Annotated in this window: 16 protein-coding genes; 9 read left to right on the top strand and 7 right to left on the bottom strand. The window is 61.6% G+C overall.

Going from position 1 to position 19247, the window contains the following annotated elements:
- Window positions 1–2: 2 nt before the first annotated feature.
- Complete coding sequence (locus tag H7C86_RS05750; RefSeq protein WP_020969692.1) at window positions 3–617, bottom strand: CoA pyrophosphatase; 615 nt, start codon at window positions 615–617, stop codon at window positions 3–5.
- Window positions 618–756: 139 nt separating this feature from the next.
- Between H7C86_RS05750 and H7C86_RS05755 the strand changes: the two genes are divergently transcribed.
- Both H7C86_RS05755 and H7C86_RS05760 read left to right on the top strand, forming a co-directional pair.
- Window positions 757–2892 (top strand): bifunctional lysylphosphatidylglycerol flippase/synthetase MprF, encoded by a 2136-nt coding sequence (locus tag H7C86_RS05755; protein ID WP_020969693.1) that lies wholly within the window; start codon window positions 757–759, stop codon window positions 2890–2892.
- 4 nt (window positions 2893–2896) lie between these two features.
- Window positions 2897–5164, top strand: coding sequence for a DUF2254 family protein (locus H7C86_RS05760; RefSeq protein ID WP_182261223.1), 2268 nt, complete (start codon window positions 2897–2899; stop codon window positions 5162–5164).
- Here H7C86_RS05760 and H7C86_RS05765 read toward each other — a convergent pair.
- The 5 genes from H7C86_RS05765 to H7C86_RS05785 form a co-directional block, all read right to left on the bottom strand.
- Complete coding sequence (locus H7C86_RS05765; protein ID WP_182261224.1) at window positions 5126–6415, bottom strand: esterase family protein; 1290 nt, start codon at window positions 6413–6415, stop codon at window positions 5126–5128. The two genes, H7C86_RS05760 and H7C86_RS05765, sit on opposite strands and share 39 nt — an antisense overlap.
- A 65-nt stretch (window positions 6416–6480) precedes the next feature.
- Window positions 6481–8964 carry an aminopeptidase N gene (gene pepN / locus H7C86_RS05770; protein WP_182261225.1) on the bottom strand — a complete coding sequence of 828 codons (2484 nt, stop codon included), beginning with the start codon at window positions 8962–8964 and terminating at the stop codon, window positions 6481–6483.
- Between the two features lie 48 nt (window positions 8965–9012).
- Window positions 9013–9813 carry a bifunctional hydroxymethylpyrimidine kinase/phosphomethylpyrimidine kinase gene (gene thiD, locus H7C86_RS05775; RefSeq protein WP_003946192.1) on the bottom strand — a complete coding sequence of 267 codons (801 nt, stop codon included), beginning with the start codon at window positions 9811–9813 and terminating at the stop codon, window positions 9013–9015.
- Between the two features lie 93 nt (window positions 9814–9906).
- Entirely contained in the window at window positions 9907–10521 is a 615-nt protein-coding gene (locus H7C86_RS05780; protein WP_231783390.1) for a class F sortase, read from the bottom strand.
- Window positions 10518–11246 (bottom strand): hypothetical protein, encoded by a 729-nt coding sequence (locus H7C86_RS05785; protein WP_182261226.1) that lies wholly within the window; start codon window positions 11244–11246, stop codon window positions 10518–10520. Before H7C86_RS05785 ends, H7C86_RS05780 begins: the two co-directional genes overlap by 4 nt.
- Before the next feature lie 343 nt (window positions 11247–11589).
- Here H7C86_RS05785 and H7C86_RS05790 point away from each other — a divergent pair, with 343 nt between their 5' ends.
- Together H7C86_RS05790 and H7C86_RS05795 are read left to right on the top strand one after the other, a co-directional pair.
- A complete protein-coding gene (locus H7C86_RS05790; protein WP_042451026.1) occupies window positions 11590–12033 on the top strand; it encodes a hypothetical protein in 444 nt (147 codons plus the stop codon).
- 21 nt (window positions 12034–12054) lie between these two features.
- On the top strand, window positions 12055–12876 hold the full coding sequence (locus H7C86_RS05795) for a class II glutamine amidotransferase (RefSeq protein WP_031331541.1): 822 nt from the start codon (window positions 12055–12057) through the stop codon (window positions 12874–12876).
- Window positions 12877–12961: 85 nt separating this feature from the next.
- Here the strand turns inward: H7C86_RS05795 and H7C86_RS05800 are convergent, their stop codons facing one another.
- Window positions 12962–13519 (bottom strand): QsdR family transcriptional regulator, encoded by a 558-nt coding sequence (locus H7C86_RS05800; protein WP_021333511.1) that lies wholly within the window; start codon window positions 13517–13519, stop codon window positions 12962–12964.
- A 275-nt stretch (window positions 13520–13794) separates the two neighbouring features.
- Here H7C86_RS05800 and H7C86_RS05805 point away from each other — a divergent pair, with 275 nt between their 5' ends.
- The 5 genes from H7C86_RS05805 (at window position 13795) to H7C86_RS05825 (ending at window position 19244) form a co-directional block, all read left to right on the top strand.
- Window positions 13795–14706: an ABC transporter ATP-binding protein gene (locus H7C86_RS05805; RefSeq protein ID WP_259349041.1), complete on the top strand. Its 912-nt coding sequence runs from the start codon at window positions 13795–13797 to the stop codon at window positions 14704–14706.
- The gene (locus H7C86_RS05810) at window positions 14706–15680 is read left to right on the top strand and encodes an ABC transporter ATP-binding protein (RefSeq protein ID WP_007731960.1); all 975 of its coding nucleotides are present in this window, start codon (window positions 14706–14708) and stop codon (window positions 15678–15680) included. Before H7C86_RS05805 ends, H7C86_RS05810 begins: the two co-directional genes overlap by 1 nt.
- A gap of 131 nt (window positions 15681–15811) precedes the next feature.
- Entirely contained in the window at window positions 15812–17344 is a 1533-nt protein-coding gene (locus tag H7C86_RS05815; protein WP_182261228.1) for an ABC transporter substrate-binding protein, read from the top strand.
- A gap of 80 nt (window positions 17345–17424) precedes the next feature.
- Window positions 17425–18387, top strand: a complete 963-nt coding sequence (locus H7C86_RS05820) for an ABC transporter permease (protein ID WP_158510646.1) — start codon at window positions 17425–17427, stop codon at window positions 18385–18387.
- Entirely contained in the window at window positions 18384–19244 is an 861-nt protein-coding gene (locus H7C86_RS05825; RefSeq protein ID WP_064688165.1) for an ABC transporter permease, read from the top strand. The genes H7C86_RS05820 and H7C86_RS05825 overlap by 4 nt, the downstream gene beginning before the upstream one ends.
- Window positions 19245–19247 lie beyond the last annotated feature (3 nt).

The raw sequence follows: 19247 nt of genomic DNA on the forward strand, positions 1-19247 counted from the left end.
CCTTATCGCCAGGCGAACACCGGCTGCTCGAGGTTGTCGATGCGCGTGTTCCGTCCGTTCAGCACTTCGCGGAACTGATAGATGACGGCTCCGGTCGGCGCATGGATCAGGCTCGTTCGGAAAGGCCATTGGATCACCGGGTTCGGTGATTCCTCGATGGTGACGAATCGCGAGTCCACGTCGAGTTCCTCCGACGTCACGGCATACACCTGGGCCACCTCGTCGGGATTGGGTACCAGTCCCCCGATGTCCTCACCGGACCAGACGACGAACGGTCGGATCACAAATCCCGAACGGGTGACGTAGTCGTCGAGCCGGCCGATGATGTTCGACTCAGGGACGTCGACGCCCAACTCTTCGGACAGCTCCCGAACCGCTGCTTGTTCGGAAGACTCACCCGGGTCGACGCTTCCGCCTGGCAACGCGAACTGACCGGGGTGAGCGCGCATCTTGCTCGGCCGCTTCGTCACCGGGAACACGGGTGTTCCGTCCGCAGTCCGCATGACCACGATGACCACCGACGCCGAGCGCCTTCCGTCCAATTCGACCGACCGAGGTTCGAAAGCGGCAAGTGAGGCGACCAGGTGGTCCCGATTCAGTAAATCTCCGTTCACCATGGCTCGACAGTAGCGCCACGAGACTGAGACCCCCAGCCAGTCTCGTCCATTTTGACCGCTTCGCCTGATTATCGGTCTGTATTCCTGTCATGCTGAACAGGCAGAATCCACCGTGCGGCATGGCGAGAAGAGAACCTCGATGGCTGAGCAGTCCCAGACCCCCACCCCGCAGACCGACCAGAGCGCGCCAGGCGCGCCGAATCGGGCCTCTCGCTTTGCCTCCGACGCGCTGAGCGTCCTGCGTCGCGTGCCGTTCACCTCGATCGTCGTGCTCACCATCACCGTCGTCGGGATCGCAACCGGTGCCTTGTGGAATCACGTCCGTACCTACTCGTGGTTCGACGACATCGCCTACGGAGTCCCTGCCTTGCAGGAAGGTAAGTGGTGGACTCTCGTCACGGGTTGGTTCTTCGGCTTGACGCCGGGTCAGTATGTTTCGATCATCGTCGTTTTTGCCTTCGCGGTCGGCTGGTGCGAGTGGCGCCTGGGAACCAAGAACGCGGCCATCGTCACGATCAGCGGTCAGTTGGCGGGCGAACTGGGTGCATCGCTCCTCCTCTGGGCGGGCAGCCACACCGATTGGGATTGGGCTCGCAACCTCGCCACCCACCGCGACGTCGGTGTCACCACCGCAATCATCGCCGCACTCGCCGCGACCACCGCAACTCTGCGCTCGCCCTGGCGAATGCGAGTGCGCGCCATCCTGTGCGCGTACATCGCGATCGCCTTTCTCTTCGAAGGTCGCCTCGCCGACGTACAGCACCTCATCGCGGTCGCGATCTTCCTTCCGGTCGGCGAAAAGTTCTTCGGCGACGGAGAGCGCGGGTTCATCCCCCGAACGCGACGCGAGATCCGTCTGCTCGGATTCATCGGCCTGCTCCTGATCGGAGTGGTCGAGATCGCCGTGTGGTTGTTCCCCGGCAGTGGACCCTTCGGGCCGACGGAAGCCGAAACCGGTTCGGGCTGGACCGCATTGGTCGACGTGATCATCGTTGCACTGATCGCGGATCAGTTGCGACGAGGTCGCCGCTGGGCCTGGTGGGTTGCCGTGGTGTTCGGCTCTCTGACGGTCTTGGCCACCGCCCTCGTCCTCGGTTCGGTCATCTTCTTCGACTACGAAAGCGCCGGAGCCGTCACGGTCGGTACCGCGCTGCTCTGGCTTCTCGAACTCATCTTGCTGATCAAGGGCCGTCACGCTTTTCACGTGCCGATGCGGCGCAAGATTCGAGGCGGACCGCTGTCCGGGAACGATCCTCGCGCCACTGCTCGGGAACTGCTCAAACAGCACGGCGGCGGAACCATGTCGTGGATGACGACGTGGGACGGCAACAGTTACTACTTCGGCGAGTCGGGTGAGAGCGTCGTTGCATTCCAACGGCATGTCGGTGTCGTCGTAGTGCTGGCCGATCCGATAGCGAGCCCCGACCGACTTGCCGCGGCGGTCGACGAATTCACGACGATGTCCGAAGCCAACGGCCTCACTCCCTGCTTGTTCTCCGTAGGGAAGGAAACAGCCGATGCCGCCACACGGCGCGGGTGGCGCACCGTTCAGGTCGCCGAGGACACGATCGTCGACCTGCCGGAATTGCAGTTCACCGGAAAGTCCTGGCAGGACATCCGCTCGGCGCTCAACAAGGCCAAGAAGGACGACATCACCTTCCGGATGACAACACTGGCAGACGAGCCGTTTTCCGTCTTGGCTCAAGTGCGCGCTATATCCGAGGAATGGGTGGGCGACAAGGGACTCCCCGAGATGGGGTTCACCCTCGGCAGCGTCGAGGAGGCGCTCGATCGCGACGTCCGGGTCGGTTTGGCCGTCGACCCGACGGGAAGTATTCACGGCGTCACCTCGTGGTTGCCGGTGTACGGCGAAGGCGGCGTGGTCCGGGGTTGGACGCTCGACGTCATGCGTCGACGCCCGGACGGCTTCCGGCCGGTGGTCGAGTTCCTCATCGCATCGTCGGCCCTCGAATTCAAAGAACAAGGTGCCCAATTCGTCTCACTGTCCGGCGCGCCGCTGGCCCGCAGCGACGACGGCGCCGACGCCGCATCGATGGACCGCCTGCTCGACATGCTCGGAGCCGCGATGGAACCGCTCTACGGCTTCCGGTCTCTTCACGCATTCAAGAAGAAGTTCAAGCCGAGATACGAACCCGTTTTCCTGTGTTTCCGCGACGAGGCCGACCTGCCTCGAATCGGAATCGCGCTCACGCGTGCTTACCTTCCGGACGCGACAGCTCCTCAGCTGATCAAGCTCGCCACCAGCAAGAGCTGACGCCGTGCGGTCCTGGTTCGAGCACACGGTCGTCGACACCGGCAGACTCCCACTGTTCTTCCTTCTGCTCGCCTTTGTCCTGACGTTCCTGTTCATTCGGTTCAGCGTTCGAATGATCCGAGCTGAGGTCTCGTGGTGGCCAGGCAATGTCACGCCCGGTGGAATGCACATCCACCACATGGTTTTCGGTTTGATGATGATGCTCGTGTCCGGCTTTGCCTTCATCGCTCTGGCCGACTATCACACCCCGATCGCCAACTGTGTTCTTGCGTCGGTGTTCGGTATCGGCAGCGCGCTGGTCCTCGACGAGTACGCACTCGTGCTACATCTGCGCGACGTCTACTGGGCCGAAGAGGGTCGCTCGTCCATCGACGCGGTGTTCGTTGCCATCGCGATCTCGTTCCTTTTCCTTCTCGGAGTCCACCCGATCGGGTTCGCGGGAGAGTTCGACCCGTATGAGCAGGACCGTAGCCTGGCGACGTTGATCGGCGTTGTCGTCGCGATCGTGATCCAACTCGGACTCGCCGTGATCACGTTGATGAAGGGCAAACTCTGGACCGGCTTGATCGGACTGTTCTTCACCCCGCTTCTGTTGGTCGGAGCAATTCGGTTGAGTCGCCCGGGTGCGCCGTGGGCGCGTTCGCGTTACCGCGACAAGCCCGCGAAGATGAGCCGGGCAGTCGCCCGTGAGCAGCGGTATCGCGAGCCGATGATCCACGCGAAGATCTACGTTCAGGAAACGGTGTCAGGAAGTTTCGGTTCCACTCCTCCGACCCCACCACCACTCCCAGTCGTCGACACCACGACGCCTACGACGAAAGTCGGACTATCACGGCGGCTTTCGGACAGAATTCGCTGGCGCCGAACTCGCCGACGATTACGAACAGTCCCGGTCTGGCGCCTCCCCGTGATCCTCGTCGTGCTGTCCGTCGTCACCGCGAACATCCTCGTCGGGATCGACGGAGACCTGGTGAGCGACGGCGACGTCGGTACCATTTCCGAGGGCGTGGACGCCGGGGCCACCGCAACGCTGCTCAGCGTCATCGCCGGCGGGATGATCACTCTCACCGGTCTGGTGTTCACCGCCATCACCCTCGCAATGCAGTTCGGCGCCTCGCAGATTTCGGTGCGGGTGGTCCCGATGCTTGCGCAACAGCGAGTCATGCGGTGGTCGATCGGCATGTTTCTGGCCACGTTCGTCTTCTCCTTGATCATTGCGCTCGATCTGGCGCTCGATTCGGAGAATTCCTCACCGACCATCTCCACGGCGATCGCACTGCTTCTGGCATTGGCCAGTGCGATCCTGTTCATCGCGTTGGTGGCGAAGGTCGGGTCGATTCTCAATTCCAGTCGGTTGCTGCGTTGGATAGCGGCCCAGGGTCGCAGCGCGACGATTCGTGCCTATCCGCTGTACGAGGACTTACCTTCCGGCGCACCGAAACCCAGTCAGCCGCTCCCCCTCCCCCAACCGCGCGAGTCCGAAACCTCCGAGAGCGCCGACGCACTGGTGATTCGCCTGCGCCACCTCTCACCCGACGGCCGGATTCTGCTGGCGATCGATCTCGCACGACTGCAGCGGTTGGCCAGCCGCTGGGACGTCTCGGTCGAGGTCGTCCCCAGCATCGGCGAGTTCGTCGCCCAGAACGCGCCCCTCTTCGAGGTACGCGGACCCTCGCTGAAGGTACGCCCGGACACCTTGATGTCGTGCTTGATCTTCGGTGACACGCACAGCCCGGTCGTCAGCCCCGGTGCAGCGCTGCAGTCGATCGTGGACATCGCGCTCAAGGCACTGTCACCCGCCATCAACGACCCGGGCCGAGCCGTCCAGGCTCTCGACCACATCGAAGATCTTCTGGTACTTCTCGCCCCGCGGGTCCGCTTCGACACATCAACCTCGGATCTCACGCTGATCAGAGGGCAGCAACGCACCTGGACCGATTACGTGTCCGTCGCCACCGACGAGATCCGGCACTTCAGTACCAATTCCGCGCAGGTCCAGCGCCGTCTACGCGCGGTATTCGCGACCTTGCTCGAAGCCTGCCCGCCGGACCAGCACCCTCCGCTACTCAAGCGCGTCGACGCACTCGATGCGCAATTGGCCCGAGAATGGACCGGCGCACTCGACCTTCGGCTCGCGAGTGTGGCGGATCCGCAGGGATTGGGCTCCGAAGCCGGGGCGACCGGAAGAATTCACCCGCTGATCATCGGGTCTTCGGAACTTCCGGACGATCGTTCATCCGGGCAGGCCGAGTCGCGTTCCCAGCCAACCTAATTGACTCGCCAATCCAGCCGACCACACCTGGAAGCTGTGTCCTCCGTCGACCTCGGCGTATTGGACGTCCATCCCTGCGGCTTTTGCGGCTTCGTAGAGCGTTTGAAGACCTGGGCGGTAGTCGTTGTCCTGTTTGCCGACCACGAACACCCCGGCGCTGTCGGGGAACTTCTTCTCCCGGAGCAGATCCTGCGGATTCACTGCCACGAACGCGGCTTCATTGCCGCCGAACGCTGCATCGACCGTCTGCTTGCGATCGCCGAGTGTGGGTTCGATCTGACCGGACAGATCCAGGAACGTCGGATAGACCGCGGGGAAGTTCGTCGCCATCTGGAACGCGCAGGTACCGCCGTAGGAAAGTCCCCCGATCGCCCACTTCCTCGGGTCGGGATCCACCTGGAGGTTCCCGCGCACCCAGTCGGGAACATCGCGCGAAAGGTACGTTGCGACGTTCCCGAGTTGGGAATCGACGCAGAGCGGATTCGCCAGTTCCGACCCGGTCCCGTCAGCAACGACGACAACGGGAGCCAAGCCCGAATGCGCAGCGGCGTAGGTGTCCATGGTCTGGACGAGACGTCCGCCCTGTAGCCAGTCCTCGGGCGCGCCTGGTTGGCCGGCTAGCAGGACCAACACGGGCAACTCCGGTCGCGGGTTGGTGAAATACGCGGGCGGTAGGTAGATCTCGGCGTCGCGGGTGCTGAATCCGGAGACCGTCCCCGCAATCGTGACCGTGCTGACCTTGCCGGTCGACGGCATGTCCGCGGGAGCCTTCCATTGCGAAACCGGTACCGCGCCGTCCTTGCCGTCGTCCAGGTCGGCGAGTGAAACCTTCTCCGCGTCCGAGAGTCCCAGCGCTGTTCCCAACGTCGGATACGACTGGAACTGCAGATTCACGTGAGCCGCGCTCGACACGACCACCAGGAGCACGGAGACCACGGTGAGCACGCGGCCGTCGATCCGCGTCGCCGCAAATACCCGCGAAACGCCCAGCAGCACGCCGAGAATGCCCAACCCGATCCACACGTAGACCGGACGGGCAATCGGATCGGGGAACGGGTGCCACACCTTCTCGATCAGCCAGTACAGCACGAGAGTGATCGCGATTGCCGCGACGATGCAGACCGGAATCGAGATCAGCACGTGACGCCTCGATCTCGAGAAGATCAGCCACAGAAGTGCCAGAATTCCGAGCACCGTCACCACGGGCGGAACCGGGCCCGTGACCAGCGACAGATCCGTGATCGTGTGCACGTCGTCTCCCGTCGCAGCCCTGTTTAGACAATATCCAAGAACAGGACATTTCGGAGCTGATGGCGTCAGATCACTGCGTTCGACGCCTGGGCACGTAGGTCTCGGGCCAGGTGATCCCGACGCTCGAGAACAAGCCTCCGCAGCGACGCGGGCGCCTCAGCATTGGCCTGGATCCAGGAATCGACAGCAGAGGTGTCTTCAGCTGCCGGGAAGAGCCCGTTCACCAACCGTCGCGCGATCTCGATGCTGCGTTCGGACCACCACTTCCCCAGCGACGAGAAGTACTCGACCGCATATCCCTCGATCAACGACGGGTCTGTGCCCGAACGGAATCCGGCGATCGTCGCATCCAGGCGGTCGTTCGAGAGTGAGGCATCGGTGGTCGCCGACGCCCAGGCAGCCGCCTTGGTCTCGGCATCGGGAATCGACGCCGCGGCGCGGACGTACGCCGTTCGACCCGCTGACGTGCTGTCCTTGCTCAGCTCACCGTCGAAGTCGCTCACACTCGCATGGCCGGTCGCCGACAGGGCGATCCACAAAGCCCACCGCAGATCAGGATCGAGAGCCAGTCCGACCGGCCCCGGGCAGGTGCCGTCGAGTATCGACCGCACCTCGTCGGCGCGAGCATCGTTGACCGCTGCAGCGGCCGACAGAGCCCGTGCCCATGCCAGCTGTCTTCCGGACTCCGGTTCGGCTTCGAACACCGCCTTCCAGGTCGTTTCCAACCAGCCTGCACTGACATTGGGCCGCAAACTTTTCGGAACGTAGTGAATAACCGCGTATTGGGCATCGGTCAGGATCGAGCTGAGAATCGCAAGATCTGTCTCCGCGGGAGCGAATCGTTCCACCATGTCGAGGTACCGGAACACCGAGAGCTGCGCATCACGCACCGAGTTCCATAGCGACGACCAGATCACCCCGCGCGCAAGCGGATCGCTCACGCGGTCCAGGGATGCCTCGACAGTGGACAGAGATTCCGCGTCCAATCGCACCTTGGCGTAGGTGAGGTCTTCGTCGTTGAGCAGTGTGAGTGCTCCGGGCGGAAGGTCGACCGACGTGCGTGATTCGGTGATGTCGAGTTCGACGCGTTCGGTGCGAACAAGGTCTCCGGACTCGTTGTAGTCGTAGATTCCGACTGCGAGCCGATGCGGCCTCGGGTCCGTCTGGACCAGGTCTGTTCCGTCGAGCGACAGCGTGGACACTCCGGTGGTCTGCAACCAGATTCGGGCCCATTCGCGCACATCACGTCCGGAAGTCTCCGTGAGCACGTCGAGCAGATCAACCAGCGTGGTGTTCCCGAAGGCGTGGGCCTTGAAGTACCGTCGTGCCGCTTCGAAGAACGCGTCACGGCCGACGAACGCCACAAGTTGCTTGAGGACACTGGCGCCCTTGGCGTAGGTGATTCCGTCGAAGTTCAGCTTCGCAGCTTCGAGATCGACGATGTCGGCGACGATGGGATGAGTCGTCGGCAGCTGATCTTGGAGGTACGCCCACGCTTTTCGCTTGATGGCGAATGCCACCCAGGCATCGGTGAAGCGAGTGGCTTCGGCGCTGACCAGCGATCCCATGAAATCGGCAAAAGATTCCTTGAGCCACAGGTCGTCCCACCAGACCATGGTCACGAGATCGCCGAACCACATGTGCGCCATTTCGTGCAGGATCGTGTTGGCGCGGCGCTGATGCTGCTCGTCGGTTGCGGTGCCGCGGAACACGTATGCCTCGGTGAAGGTCACCAGTCCCGGGTTCTCCATGGCGCCGAGGTTGTACTCGGGGACAAAGATCTGGTCGTACTTGCCGAACGGATACGGATAGTCGAAGTACTCGGCGTAGAAGTCCAGCCCCTGACGGGTGATGTCGAAAACGTTGTCTGCATCAAGGTGTGGAGCCAACGACGCCCGGCACAGCGCACCCAACTCGACAGTGAGTTCGCCGCGACTCCACGACGACGCCACGCGGTGATACGGCCCGGCCGCGATCGCGGTGATGTAGGTCGAGATCGGCAGCGTCGGGGCGAAAGTGACGCGTTGTGCACCGTCCACGGAGAGAGTCTGGGTCGCGGGCTGATTCGACAGGACTTCCCAGCCGTCAGGTGCTGTCACCTCGAATGTGAAGGGCGCCTTGAGGTCCGGCTGCTCGAAGCAGGCGAAAACACGCCTGGCATCGGCAGGCTCGTATTGCGTGTACAGATACGTCTGATCGTCAGCGTCGTCGACAAATCGGTGCAGCCCTTCGCCCGAACGGCTGTAGTGGCCGTGAGCTGCCACCCGAACGACGTTCGATCCGCCGAGTCCGCGCAGCCCGATCCGGGATCCGTCGTACTCCACCGGAATCGACGCACCGTCGACGTCCACGGAATCGACTGCAGCACCGATGAAATCGAGCCACGTGGACTCCACCGAGGACGTCAGATCAATTGTCGTGACCGTCGAAAAGGTCTTCACGGCGGAGTCGACCGCCGATCGCAGATCCAACTCCACCCGGTAACCGGCGACGGAGATGGCTCGAGATCGTTCGGCGACTTCGCTTCGATTCAGGTTCGCAGTACTCACGCACTCGATCCTGCCAGGCCGCGCGCGGCGATGTGAGCCGCCGTGCGCCTATCCCTTGAACGCGCCCTGCCAGACGGTGTCGAACGGCGTGTGTGCCGAGACGCGGCCTTCGATGCCCGCCGTGACGAACTTCTTGGCCAGAGCGACGGCTTCTCCCACGTCGGCGCCCTTTGCCAGTTCGGCGGTCACTGCGGCGGCCAGCGTGCAACCGGCACCCGAGACGCGCTCTTCGCCGACCTTGGGGGCGGAGAGAACCGTCACGTCGGTCCCGTCGAACAACACGTCGACGGCGTCGCCACCGGCGAGTTCGACACCGCCCTTTGCGAGCACGTACTTGGGTCCGAGGTCATGGATACGACGTGCGGCCTCGATGAGGTCGTCGACGCTTTCGATGCTGTCCATTCCGGCGAGGGTGCGTGCCTCGAACAGGTTGGGTGTGACGACGGTGGCGAGCGGGAGGATCGAATCACGAAGTGCTGTATCGGTATCGAGAGCCGCGCCGGGCTCCTGGCCCTTGCAGATCAGGACCGGGTCGAGGACGACGTGGCGCCAGGACTGCCGACGCAGGCCCTCTGCCACAACCTCGATGGTGGCGGGCGTGCCCAACATGCCGATCTTGACGACGTCCAGATCGTGAGCCGCAGTGGCAGCCTCGATCTGATCAGCGATCACGTCAGGAGCGATCGGCACGAAGCGATGACCCCAGTTGTTCTTGGGATCGAACGAGACGATACATGTGGTGGTCGCTACGCCGTAGACGTCCAATGCCTGGAACGTCTTCAGGTCGACCTGCAGGCCGGCACCGCCAGTCGCTTCGGACCCAGCGATGACATAGGCGAGGTCAACCACAGCACAATCTCCTTCTTCGGACTTTCGAAACGTGCGTGGATGGCCACGAACGCGGGACCCAGTTTATCAACCGTTCCGACGTCTGGTTTTCGGCTATGCGGGCACCGGAGTTCCCCACGCGACGTCGTTGTCCTCGTATCCGAACGGCGGACCGACGAACTCGCCGCCGCAGGTGATCAGCGCGAGGGTTTCGGGTCCGTCGAGGCTGTTCAATCGCTCGACCGGCAGCTCGCCGTCCTTGCTGTAGTGATCGACCGCATCGATACGGTAGTTCCAGGTCTGTCCCCCGGCGCCCGCCACGGTCACGACCGAGCCGATTTCCAGTGTCGAGAACTTCTTTCCGAAACCGTCACCCTGATAGATGTCGTTGATGTGTCCGGTGATCACCACGGTGCCCGCGCCGGAGCCGGGAAATGCCGAATCTGCCCACCATCCGATCTCACTGACATCCTCGGGCGGAATGAGCGAGCCGTCCGTCGTCGTCTTGATCGGCAGGATGTCAGCGGTGCTGTTGCCTGTGCGCAGCGTGGTCGGGACATCCGGACCGTCGACCACCGCGCGAATCTCTGGCGGCAAATCTTGTTGGCCGGTCGCGAGGACGCGGGTCGGCGAGTCACCGTCGTCGGAACATCCGCCGATCAAGAGCATCGTCGCCACTACTGCAGCGGCCCACGTTCGGCTGGCCGTGGATCCAGGTGCCGCTGTCACGGACGAGAAGTCGGGCCGGACGGAATCTGGGAAATTGGTACTCGGTTTCCGACGTCACGACCGGGAAGTGCGTCACCGGAATCCCCACCGTTCCCACCGGAACCGTCACCACCGCTGCCGTTTCCGCCACCGCTTCCATTCCCCCCGCCGCCGGGGCCGGGGCCGGGGCACTCACCTCCCGGATCGGTGGTGTCGCCTGCCAAGACAATCTTGACTGCCGAGAGGTTGACCGTCTGGTTCTGCGCGACTTGTCCAGGAGTTGTGACGTCGAATGCGAGCTTGGCACGTACGGGGATGACCGAACCGTCGTCAGCGTCGGTGACCGTTGACCCTGACCGGCCGAGATCTTGGGTCAACGTCATTCTGGAGATCAAATCCTGATCTCCGGTCAAGCCGGCGCCGTCGATCCGAAGGGTCCCTCGGACGGGACTTCCGTGGGCTCTGATCGTCACCGATGCGCGAAACTCGAGGATGTCTCCCGGCACTGTCCGCCACGCCTCGATCGAGTTGATTTTCGTTCCAGGCGATCCAGTCGAGATGTCGTACCAACCGTTGATCACGGCCGGATCGAGTGACATCGAATTTTCGTTGATTTCCGAGTTGCACGCGCGGGTGAGCGAAACGGGGGCAGCCGATCCCACTGCGGGGAGTGCTGTCGACACAACGGTCGCCAAGACGAAGGCCGTCGCGGTGATGCCCGCGGTACGCCTGCCGAAGATCGTCATTCTCTCGCTACCTTTTTCCGCGGACCGTAGCTTCCGGTCAATTCAGTCAAAATACCAGTACAGCTGGACAAATAGGTCGAATTCCGTGCCGAATTCCTCTTGTTTTCTGTGAACTTCGGTTACGAGCAATTTCTCCGCACACGCGTTCCGGCAAGGGGTACATCGGATCAACAGGGGTCAGAAGTTACATTTCGCCCGCACATCGGAGCAGATCGCACTGATTTCTCACCGCATTGGACAGGTATTTCCGTTTCATAGCGGTCAGCCGGTGGAACAACGATCACTACAACGAGCGTGCCGGGCACGTGTCCGGTCGCCCCCCACCGAATCAAGGGAAACCGTCATGTCGGATACAACATCAGTCAAGCAGGGTTTCGCGGTAGGAACATCGATCGGGGCAGCCGTCATCTTGGTGACGGTCGGCATCGTGCAGTTCTTCCAAGGACTCGCTGCCGTCGCCGAAAACGAAGTGTTCGTAGTCGGGATCGACTACGTCTATCAGTTCGACCTGACGACGTGGGGTTGGATCCATCTCGTGTTGGGCGCGCTCGTCGCTCTCGTCGGGCTTGCACTGTTCACCGGAGCGGCCTGGGCGCGGGTGTCGGCAGTGGTGATCTGCGCGATCTCGATCATCGCGAACTTCTTGTGGCTGCCGTACTACCCCTGGTGGTCGACTCTCATCATCGCCCTGAACATCGTCGTGATCTGGGCTGTGTCGACATGGAAGCCCACCCAGACGACGCACGCCGCTACGCATGCACCGTCAACGCCGACTCGATCTGCTTGAGTTGAAAGTATGTGTAGGTGGATGGCGTATTCCGGAGAGCCGATACTGGCCCATGACTTGCTGTTCAGGCCACAGCACTCGCTGATCGACCAGAGCCTGCATTCTCAACTCGGGGCCACGACGACAAATGGCGACGGCTTCGGAATCGGCTGGTACGGGGAAGGCCCCCAACCGGCAGTTTTCAAGAGCATCGAACCCGCGTGGAACGACTCGAACCTGCGCGAAGTCACCTCCCAATTGCGCACCCCTCTGCTGTTCGCTCACATCCGCGCCTCGACGGGAACTGCAGTGCAGCGCAGCAACTGTCACCCGTTCCGGCACCGGCAATGGTTGTGGATGCACAACGGTTCACTACACGGATTCCACGACATGAAACGGGAATTGGTGACTGCCATTGATCCGTCGCTCTTTCCGGATCTCGAAGGATCGACGGACTCGGAAACCTTGTTCTTCCTCGCGCTGACGTTCGGCCTGACCGACGATCCGTTCGAAGGTGTCGCGAGGGCCGTCGGATTCGTCGAGCACACGGCCCGCTCGCAGGGAATCGACAATCCGGTTCAGATGACCGTCGCCACGTCGGATGGCATCTCCACCTGGATCTTTCGCTATTCCAGCGAGCACCAGTCGAGGTCGTTGTTCTTCTCCACCGAGATTTCCACGTTGCGCAAGCTCCATCCTGAGGTGGATGCCCTGCACCATCTGAGTGAGGAGACCCGAATCGTCGTCTCCGAGCCACTACGTGACCTTCCCGGCGCCTGGAACGAGGTTCCCGAATCCGCCGCAGGCGTCATCCGGCCCGGACGGGACGAGATGCGGAGCTTTGTGCCGATCCCACCAGCCTGATTGGGTCATACAACCAGGCATAGCTATGAAATAGCTTGCATTCGAAGCGCTTTCACGAAAACTGAGAAAACGGAAACTCGGCACACTAGTCACGCGAGAGGATGAGCCGGAACGCCAAGCGAGCCTTCTCCGTATCCGGAGTGCCACCAGTGAGCAAATCGTTGTAGATGAACGACTCACCCACGCGAACCAGCAGATATGCCATGTCCTCGACGGGCAGGTCTGGCCGAATCTGCTCCGGTATTTCAGCTTCGATCAGCCTTCGCACGGATTCGACCATCGTGCCCTGAATCGGCCCCAGTCCAGTTGTGAGTATGCACAACGCCTTTTGCGGTTCCCGAGTCAAATACGTCCGGAAGAATTCGGTCTCGATTGTCGCCCGTGCATGGTAAGTGAGGACGTCGACAACCCTTGACGCTCCGCTTCCACCGCACTCCTCGAGGCCCATTCGCCACGTTCGGCGCGCCAGCGAATCGAGCACGTCACCGGTAATTGTGTCGCGATTCCCTGCACGCCGGAACAAGGTGGTCCGATCCACCCCCAACTCGGTGGCCAAAGCGTTCACATCGAGCGGTTTTCCGGCTGCGAACTGTCGTCGGGCGGCACTCAACGCTTCCGCGCGGATGTCACGTGTCTCGGCCATGGAGTGAATGTATCGCTGACGACGTGCTGGTCGGTAGCCGGAGGCGATCAGACGGCGCCATCGACGGCAATCGTTGCAACATTCATTGACTTTGTTGCAGGTGAGTGTTTATGGTTCCCCGGTACGTGATTCCAGTCACAACAGTTCAGTTGTTTACGGAGGAATGCGATGAACGATCACACGTGGACGACCCGACGATGAGCCCACTTCTGCAAGTACGAGACCTCACGGTTGACATTGGGACAGAAACGATTTCGAACAGACTCCTCGACCGAGTGAGCTTCGAGTTGGGGTCGGGCGAAATCACCGGCCTCGTAGGAGAGAGCGGGAGCGGAAAGACACTGACCGGACTCGCTCTGCTCGGTCTCTTGCCCCGTACGGCAACAACCAGCGGAAGCATCCGTTTGGAAGGACAGGAACTTGTGGGTCTGCCCGCCGCCGAGTTGAGGAAAATACGCGGTCGCGACGTCAGTATGGTCTTCCAGGACCCGAGTTCGGCTCTCAACCCCTCCGTCAGCATCGGTCGCCAGATCGTCGATGTGTTGAAGGCCCACCGCGACATCACGAAAGTCGATGCGGAGGACGTGGCTACAGATCTTCTCCACCAGGTCGGACTGGCCGACCCGAGCAGAACCTTGAAGTCGTTCGGGTACGAGCTTTCCGGCGGGATGTGTCAGCGGGTGATGATCGCGATGGCCCTGGCATGCGGTCCGAAGTTGCTGATCGCGGACGAACCGACAACAGCGCTCGACGTCACCATCCAAGCTCAGATTGTCGATCTCCTTCGAGAACTGGCCGAACAGCGCGATCTTGCCGTGTTGTTGATCAGTCACGACCTCGCGGTTGTCGCCGAGGTCGCGGATCGAGTCATCACCATGTTTCGCGGCGAGATCGTCGACGTCGCGCCGCGGGACGCGCTGCTTCGGCGGCCCGCGCATCCCTACACGTTCAGCCTTCTCGAGGCGGCACGCTCGACATTCGAAGAAGTCTCCTCCCAATCACCCAAGGCGCAAGGCGATTTCACCAGCAAAGCCCCTGCTGACGGCGTGGGTTGCCGATACGTCGCCCGGTGCAACTACTCCGAGGAGCTCTGCATATCCGATCATCCACTTCTGATCGGATCACCGGAATCGGCAACAAGATGTCACCGCAGCGACGAACTCGAGTTGCTCGGACTGGTGAGCTGATGAGCAACACCGACGTCATCGTCGACGTTCGGAATCTGGCAGTCGAGTACGGACGCGGACGCAAAGCTCTTCGCGCGGTCGACGACGTCAGCTTCTCCGTACAGAGGGGCGAAACCCTTGCGATAATCGGTGAATCAGGATCGGGAAAATCCTCGACGGCTCACGCTCTCGCGGGTCTGGTGGCTACGGCCGCAGGCTCCATCACTATGAATCTCGACGACCCGGCGTTCGGCAAGGGTGGATCTTCCCATCTCATTTTTCAAAACCCTACGTCGGCCTTGAACAATCGGATGGCCTCATGGGCTTGCGTAGCCGAGCCGATGGCGCCAGGGCGTCTGCGCATCCCACAGTCCTTGCGGCCGAAAGCCGTCGAGCTGTTGCGTCGGGTCGGTCTCGGCGCTGAGCTTGCCGACCGCCTCCCGACCCAGCTCTCCGGTGGCCAACGCCAACGCGTGACCATCGCTCGTGCACTTGCCTCCAAGGCGCCACTGATTCTCTGCGACGAACCTGTTGCCTCCCTGGATGTTTCGCTTCAGGAAGAGGTGTTGCAACTTCTTGCCGATCTCCGAGAAGAACATGACCTCACGTACATCTTCATTTCGCACGATTTGGGTTCGGTGGCACGGATCGCCGATCGCGTCGCGGTGATGTACCTCGGCCGAATCGTCGAGATCGGACCGGTTGCCACGGTCCTGAGGACTCCATCGCACCCCTACACGCAGGCGCTTCTCGCCGCGGCCCCGCACATCGAACTCGAGCGGCGCAGTCGTCGGAAAGCATTGGTGCGGGGCGAGTTACCCGACCCACGGAATCCACCCTCGGGCTGTCGATTCCGCACCCGCTGCCCGTTTGCGATGGATCGCTGTGCGTCGGAAGCGCCGTCACTTCGCGCGGCCTCGAATTCCGCACACAGCTCCGCCTGCCATCTATCGTCCCCGGCCACATCGATCGGAATCTCCAACCCGCCGCAGTAAATGCGTGCCGCGTCAGTCTCCCCCCTTCCGAGAAGACCAAAGCGAAAGTCCACCATATGAATCCGCGTCTGTCTTTGCGATCCCGATATCCGATCACACGCTTCCAGAATCATGGGAAAAGTGGCCCACGTGTGCTGGTAGCTGCGTTTGCACTTTCTGCTCTTGTGCTCAGCGGCTGTTCGAGCAGCGCCATCGGTACCGCCGGCGATACCGGACCTGCCGATCCGAACGCCGAACTCAAGGTCGCGACATCGCACGTGCCCGCCTCGCTCGACCCGTGTGCGGGAAACATCGGATACGACATCGACTACTTACAGTTGATGTATGCACCACTGATCGATGCGGAACCTGCCACCCAGAAGTTGCGGCCCGGAATCGCCAGCGAGTGGGGCTTCTCCGGACCGGACAACCTGACGTTCGAGATGACGTTGCAGAACGGCTTGACCTTCCACGACGGTACAGCTGTCGATGCAGCAGCCGTCAAGGCAAGCATGGAACACTGCATGAGTCTCGGAATCGTTTCCGTCCCGACGATCAAGAGCATCGAAGCAACGTCCCCAGATCACGTCACGATCTCGTTGAGTTCACCTACCTCCGGTTTACCAGGCTGGCTCAACGGCAGATTGGGAATGGTGGTCTCCCCCACTGCGCTGGCAGCAGCAGGGGCAGACTTCGCCAACAAGCCTGTAGGCGCAGGGCCGTACACATTCACCAGCGCAGTCCCGAACAGTTCATACACATTCAGTCGATTCGACGATTACAAACCGGCAGGTCCACCCAGCCCCCAGCTCGCCAAGATCCAGATCCAGGTGATCTCCAATCCCACAGCGCTGACAAATGCCCTGACATCGAACGCTGCGGATTTTGCATACGGGCTCACACCGTCGAGTGCTCCGATCCTCGAACGGAATCCCAACCTGAACGTCAGTCACGACCCGAGACTCGGAGTTGCGCTCGTCGTGATCAACAACAAGAACCCTGTGGTTAACGACGTCCGGGTTCGTCTGGCGATGCAGTATGCGCTCGACCGCAAGGCAATTGCGCGAGCCGCGCTGGACAGCTCGGAAGGAACTGCGGCGTTCGGTCAATATCCTCCCGGTTCGCAGTTCTACGACGAGGAAACCGAAGATGCATGGCCGTACGACCCGGAGAAGGCCAAATCGCTGCTAGCGGAGGCGGGGTATCCGAATGGGGTCACCGTGCGCGGACTAGCAGGCAACCTACCGCCGCACTCGACCAACGCGGTCCTTGTCGGAGAACAATGGGAGAAAGTCGGCATCAAGGTCGACTTCGTCGAAATGAGTGGACCTCAGGCGATTACGGAGTTCGTCGCACACAACAGCGCGGACGTCTTCAGCGTGGGATGGCCCACGCGAGCATCCGCACCGCTCAATTTCGAAGCCTCTCTGGGTTCGCGATCGTACTTCCGGCAGAATTCCGTCCCCAACGAGGAGTTGGAGAAGCTGATCGCACTGCTGAACAACACGTATGACGAAACCGCTCAGCTCGACATCGTCAAACAGATCAATCAAGTCGTGATCAAGTCCGCTGAGTACGTACCGTTGTACTTCACTCCCGACGTGGTCGCCTACACCAAGAACGTCCACGGGGCCGTTCCCGCACTGAACGGCTCCCCCAATCTGACGTACCTCTCGAAGTCATGACGACGACCGTTGTATCGCAAGAGAATTCGTTGGCCCCCGAGCCTGAGAGCGTTCCGACCCGAAACCCTCACCGATCGCCGGTGAATCCTTACATACGGATGATCGGCGTCCGGTTCGCACAGATAATTCCTACCGCGATCATCGCTAGTTTCATAACCTTTGCCCTTATCCGGATAATCCCCGGTGGACCAGCCGAGGCACTTCTCGGTCCGAACGGCAGCGATGAAGCCATCGCGGCACTCAACGAGCGCCTCGGATTGAATCAACCTCTGCTGGTCCAGTACTGGAACTGGGTGGTGTCGGCTCTGCACGGAGATCTGGGAACGTCGCTACAGAACAGCGCCCCCGTCGGCCCACAGATCCTTGCGCGCCTGCCGGCGAGCGCCGAGCTCGTTGTACTCGCACTGTTACTGTCCGCCGTCGTCGCCATACCGCTCGGTGTGTGGACCGCGACGCGGCAGGGACGACGCAGCGATGGTCTGACCCGCACGGTTTCGGGGATCGGACTCGCGGTACCGGACTTCTTCCTCGCTATCGTGCTGGTCGATGTCTTCGCCCTCGGTTTGGGAGTTCTACCGGTGCTCGGCTGGGTTCCTCTCGAGAACAGTGTGATCGACAACCTGAGCCATTTGGTCCTACCAGCAACGGCGCTCGCTGCCGGCGCAGCATCGATTGCGGTTCGGCAGACCAGGGCTGCGATGATCGAGACACTGTCAAGTGACTACGTACGAACTGCGCGTGCGATGGGTATCGACGAGCGGAAGATCGTGTGGCGCTACGCGCTACGAAACATCGTTCCCACGATTGTCACTGTCTATGGATTGCTCGCCGTGGCGATGCTGGGTGCGACGGTCATTCTCGAGCAGATCTTCGTGCTGCCGGGCCTCGGGAGCGCTCTCGTCATTGCGATCGACACGCGAGATTATCCGATGCTTCAAGGCATTGTGTTGCTGTTCGTCGTGATCGTGCTTCTCGTGAACATCCTGGTCGACGTCGTCAACAACATGATCAGCCCACAATTGAGGAAGGGAACGATCTCGTGAGCCAACTCGCGCTGACCAGCGCAGGCGAGACCCGCTCCAAGTGGGCTCTCCCTCGACTGCACCCCGGATTATGGCTCAGCTACTGCTTTCTCGGAACGCTGATAGCGGCGTCCGTCTTGGCCTCGTTCGTGGCTCCGCACAGTCCGACCGATCAGAACCTGACCAACACGTTCGCCGGTCCGAGTGCACAGCACCTGCTTGGCACTGACGGCTTCGGTCGTGACGTGCTCAGTCGATTGATCTGGGGAGGACGCTCCGCCTTCTTCGGCGTCGCGATCGCTGTCGCTGTCAGTCTGCTGTTGGGAATTCCGTGGGGGTTGATCGCCGGATATTGGCCACGCTGGATCGGCGCGTCACTCCTCCGGGTGGCGGACGCATTGCTGGCATTCCCAGGTTTGGTTCTCGCAGTGGCTATTACCGGTGTTCTGGGGCCGAGTCTGATCACGTCGATGTCAGCGCTCGGAGTCGTCTATGCACCCACAATTGCAAGAATTCTGGCTGCCGGGGTCAGCGAAACGAGGAACCGAGACTTCGTTCTGAGCGCGCGACTCTCAGGATGCCCGCCGCACGTAGTGCTCCTGCGTCATCTTCTTCCGCACGCAATCGGGCCGGTTGTCGTTCAGGTGACCGTGCTCACCGGCCTGACTTTTCTCGCGCAGGCGGCACTCTCATTCCTGGGGTTGGGAATACAGCCCCCCACTCCGAGTTGGGGCGGTGACTTATCCGATGCGTACCTGCACATCTTGAGTGCACCACAACAGATTCTCCCCTCCGGCATTCTGATTTCATTGGTCGTCCTGGCCGTCTACCGAGTGGGTGATGCCGTCCGGGACCGCATGTATGTCAGAGGGAGATAGCCG

This window comes from Rhodococcus sp. UFZ-B548 (assembly GCF_903819475.1).
GTDB lineage: Bacteria > Actinomycetota > Actinomycetes > Mycobacteriales > Mycobacteriaceae > Rhodococcus_F > Rhodococcus_F erythropolis.

Excerpts from the sequence above, each read along its gene's own strand:
- H7C86_RS05795 (WP_031331541.1), top strand. The coding sequence starts at position 12,055 with ATGGCGTATTCCGGAGAGCCGATACTGGCCCATGACTTGCTGTTCAGG.
- H7C86_RS05790 (WP_042451026.1), top strand. The coding sequence starts at position 11,590 with ATGTCGGATACAACATCAGTCAAGCAGGGTTTCGCGGTAGGAACATCG.
- H7C86_RS05785 (WP_182261226.1), bottom strand. The coding sequence starts at position 11,246 with ATGACGATCTTCGGCAGGCGTACCGCGGGCATCACCGCGACGGCCTTC.
- H7C86_RS05810 (WP_007731960.1), top strand. The coding sequence starts at position 14,706 with ATGAGCAACACCGACGTCATCGTCGACGTTCGGAATCTGGCAGTCGAG.
- H7C86_RS05750 (WP_020969692.1), bottom strand. The coding sequence starts at position 617 with ATGGTGAACGGAGATTTACTGAATCGGGACCACCTGGTCGCCTCACTT.
- H7C86_RS05755 (WP_020969693.1), top strand. The coding sequence starts at position 757 with ATGGCTGAGCAGTCCCAGACCCCCACCCCGCAGACCGACCAGAGCGCG.
- H7C86_RS05800 (WP_021333511.1), bottom strand. The coding sequence starts at position 13,519 with ATGGCCGAGACACGTGACATCCGCGCGGAAGCGTTGAGTGCCGCCCGA.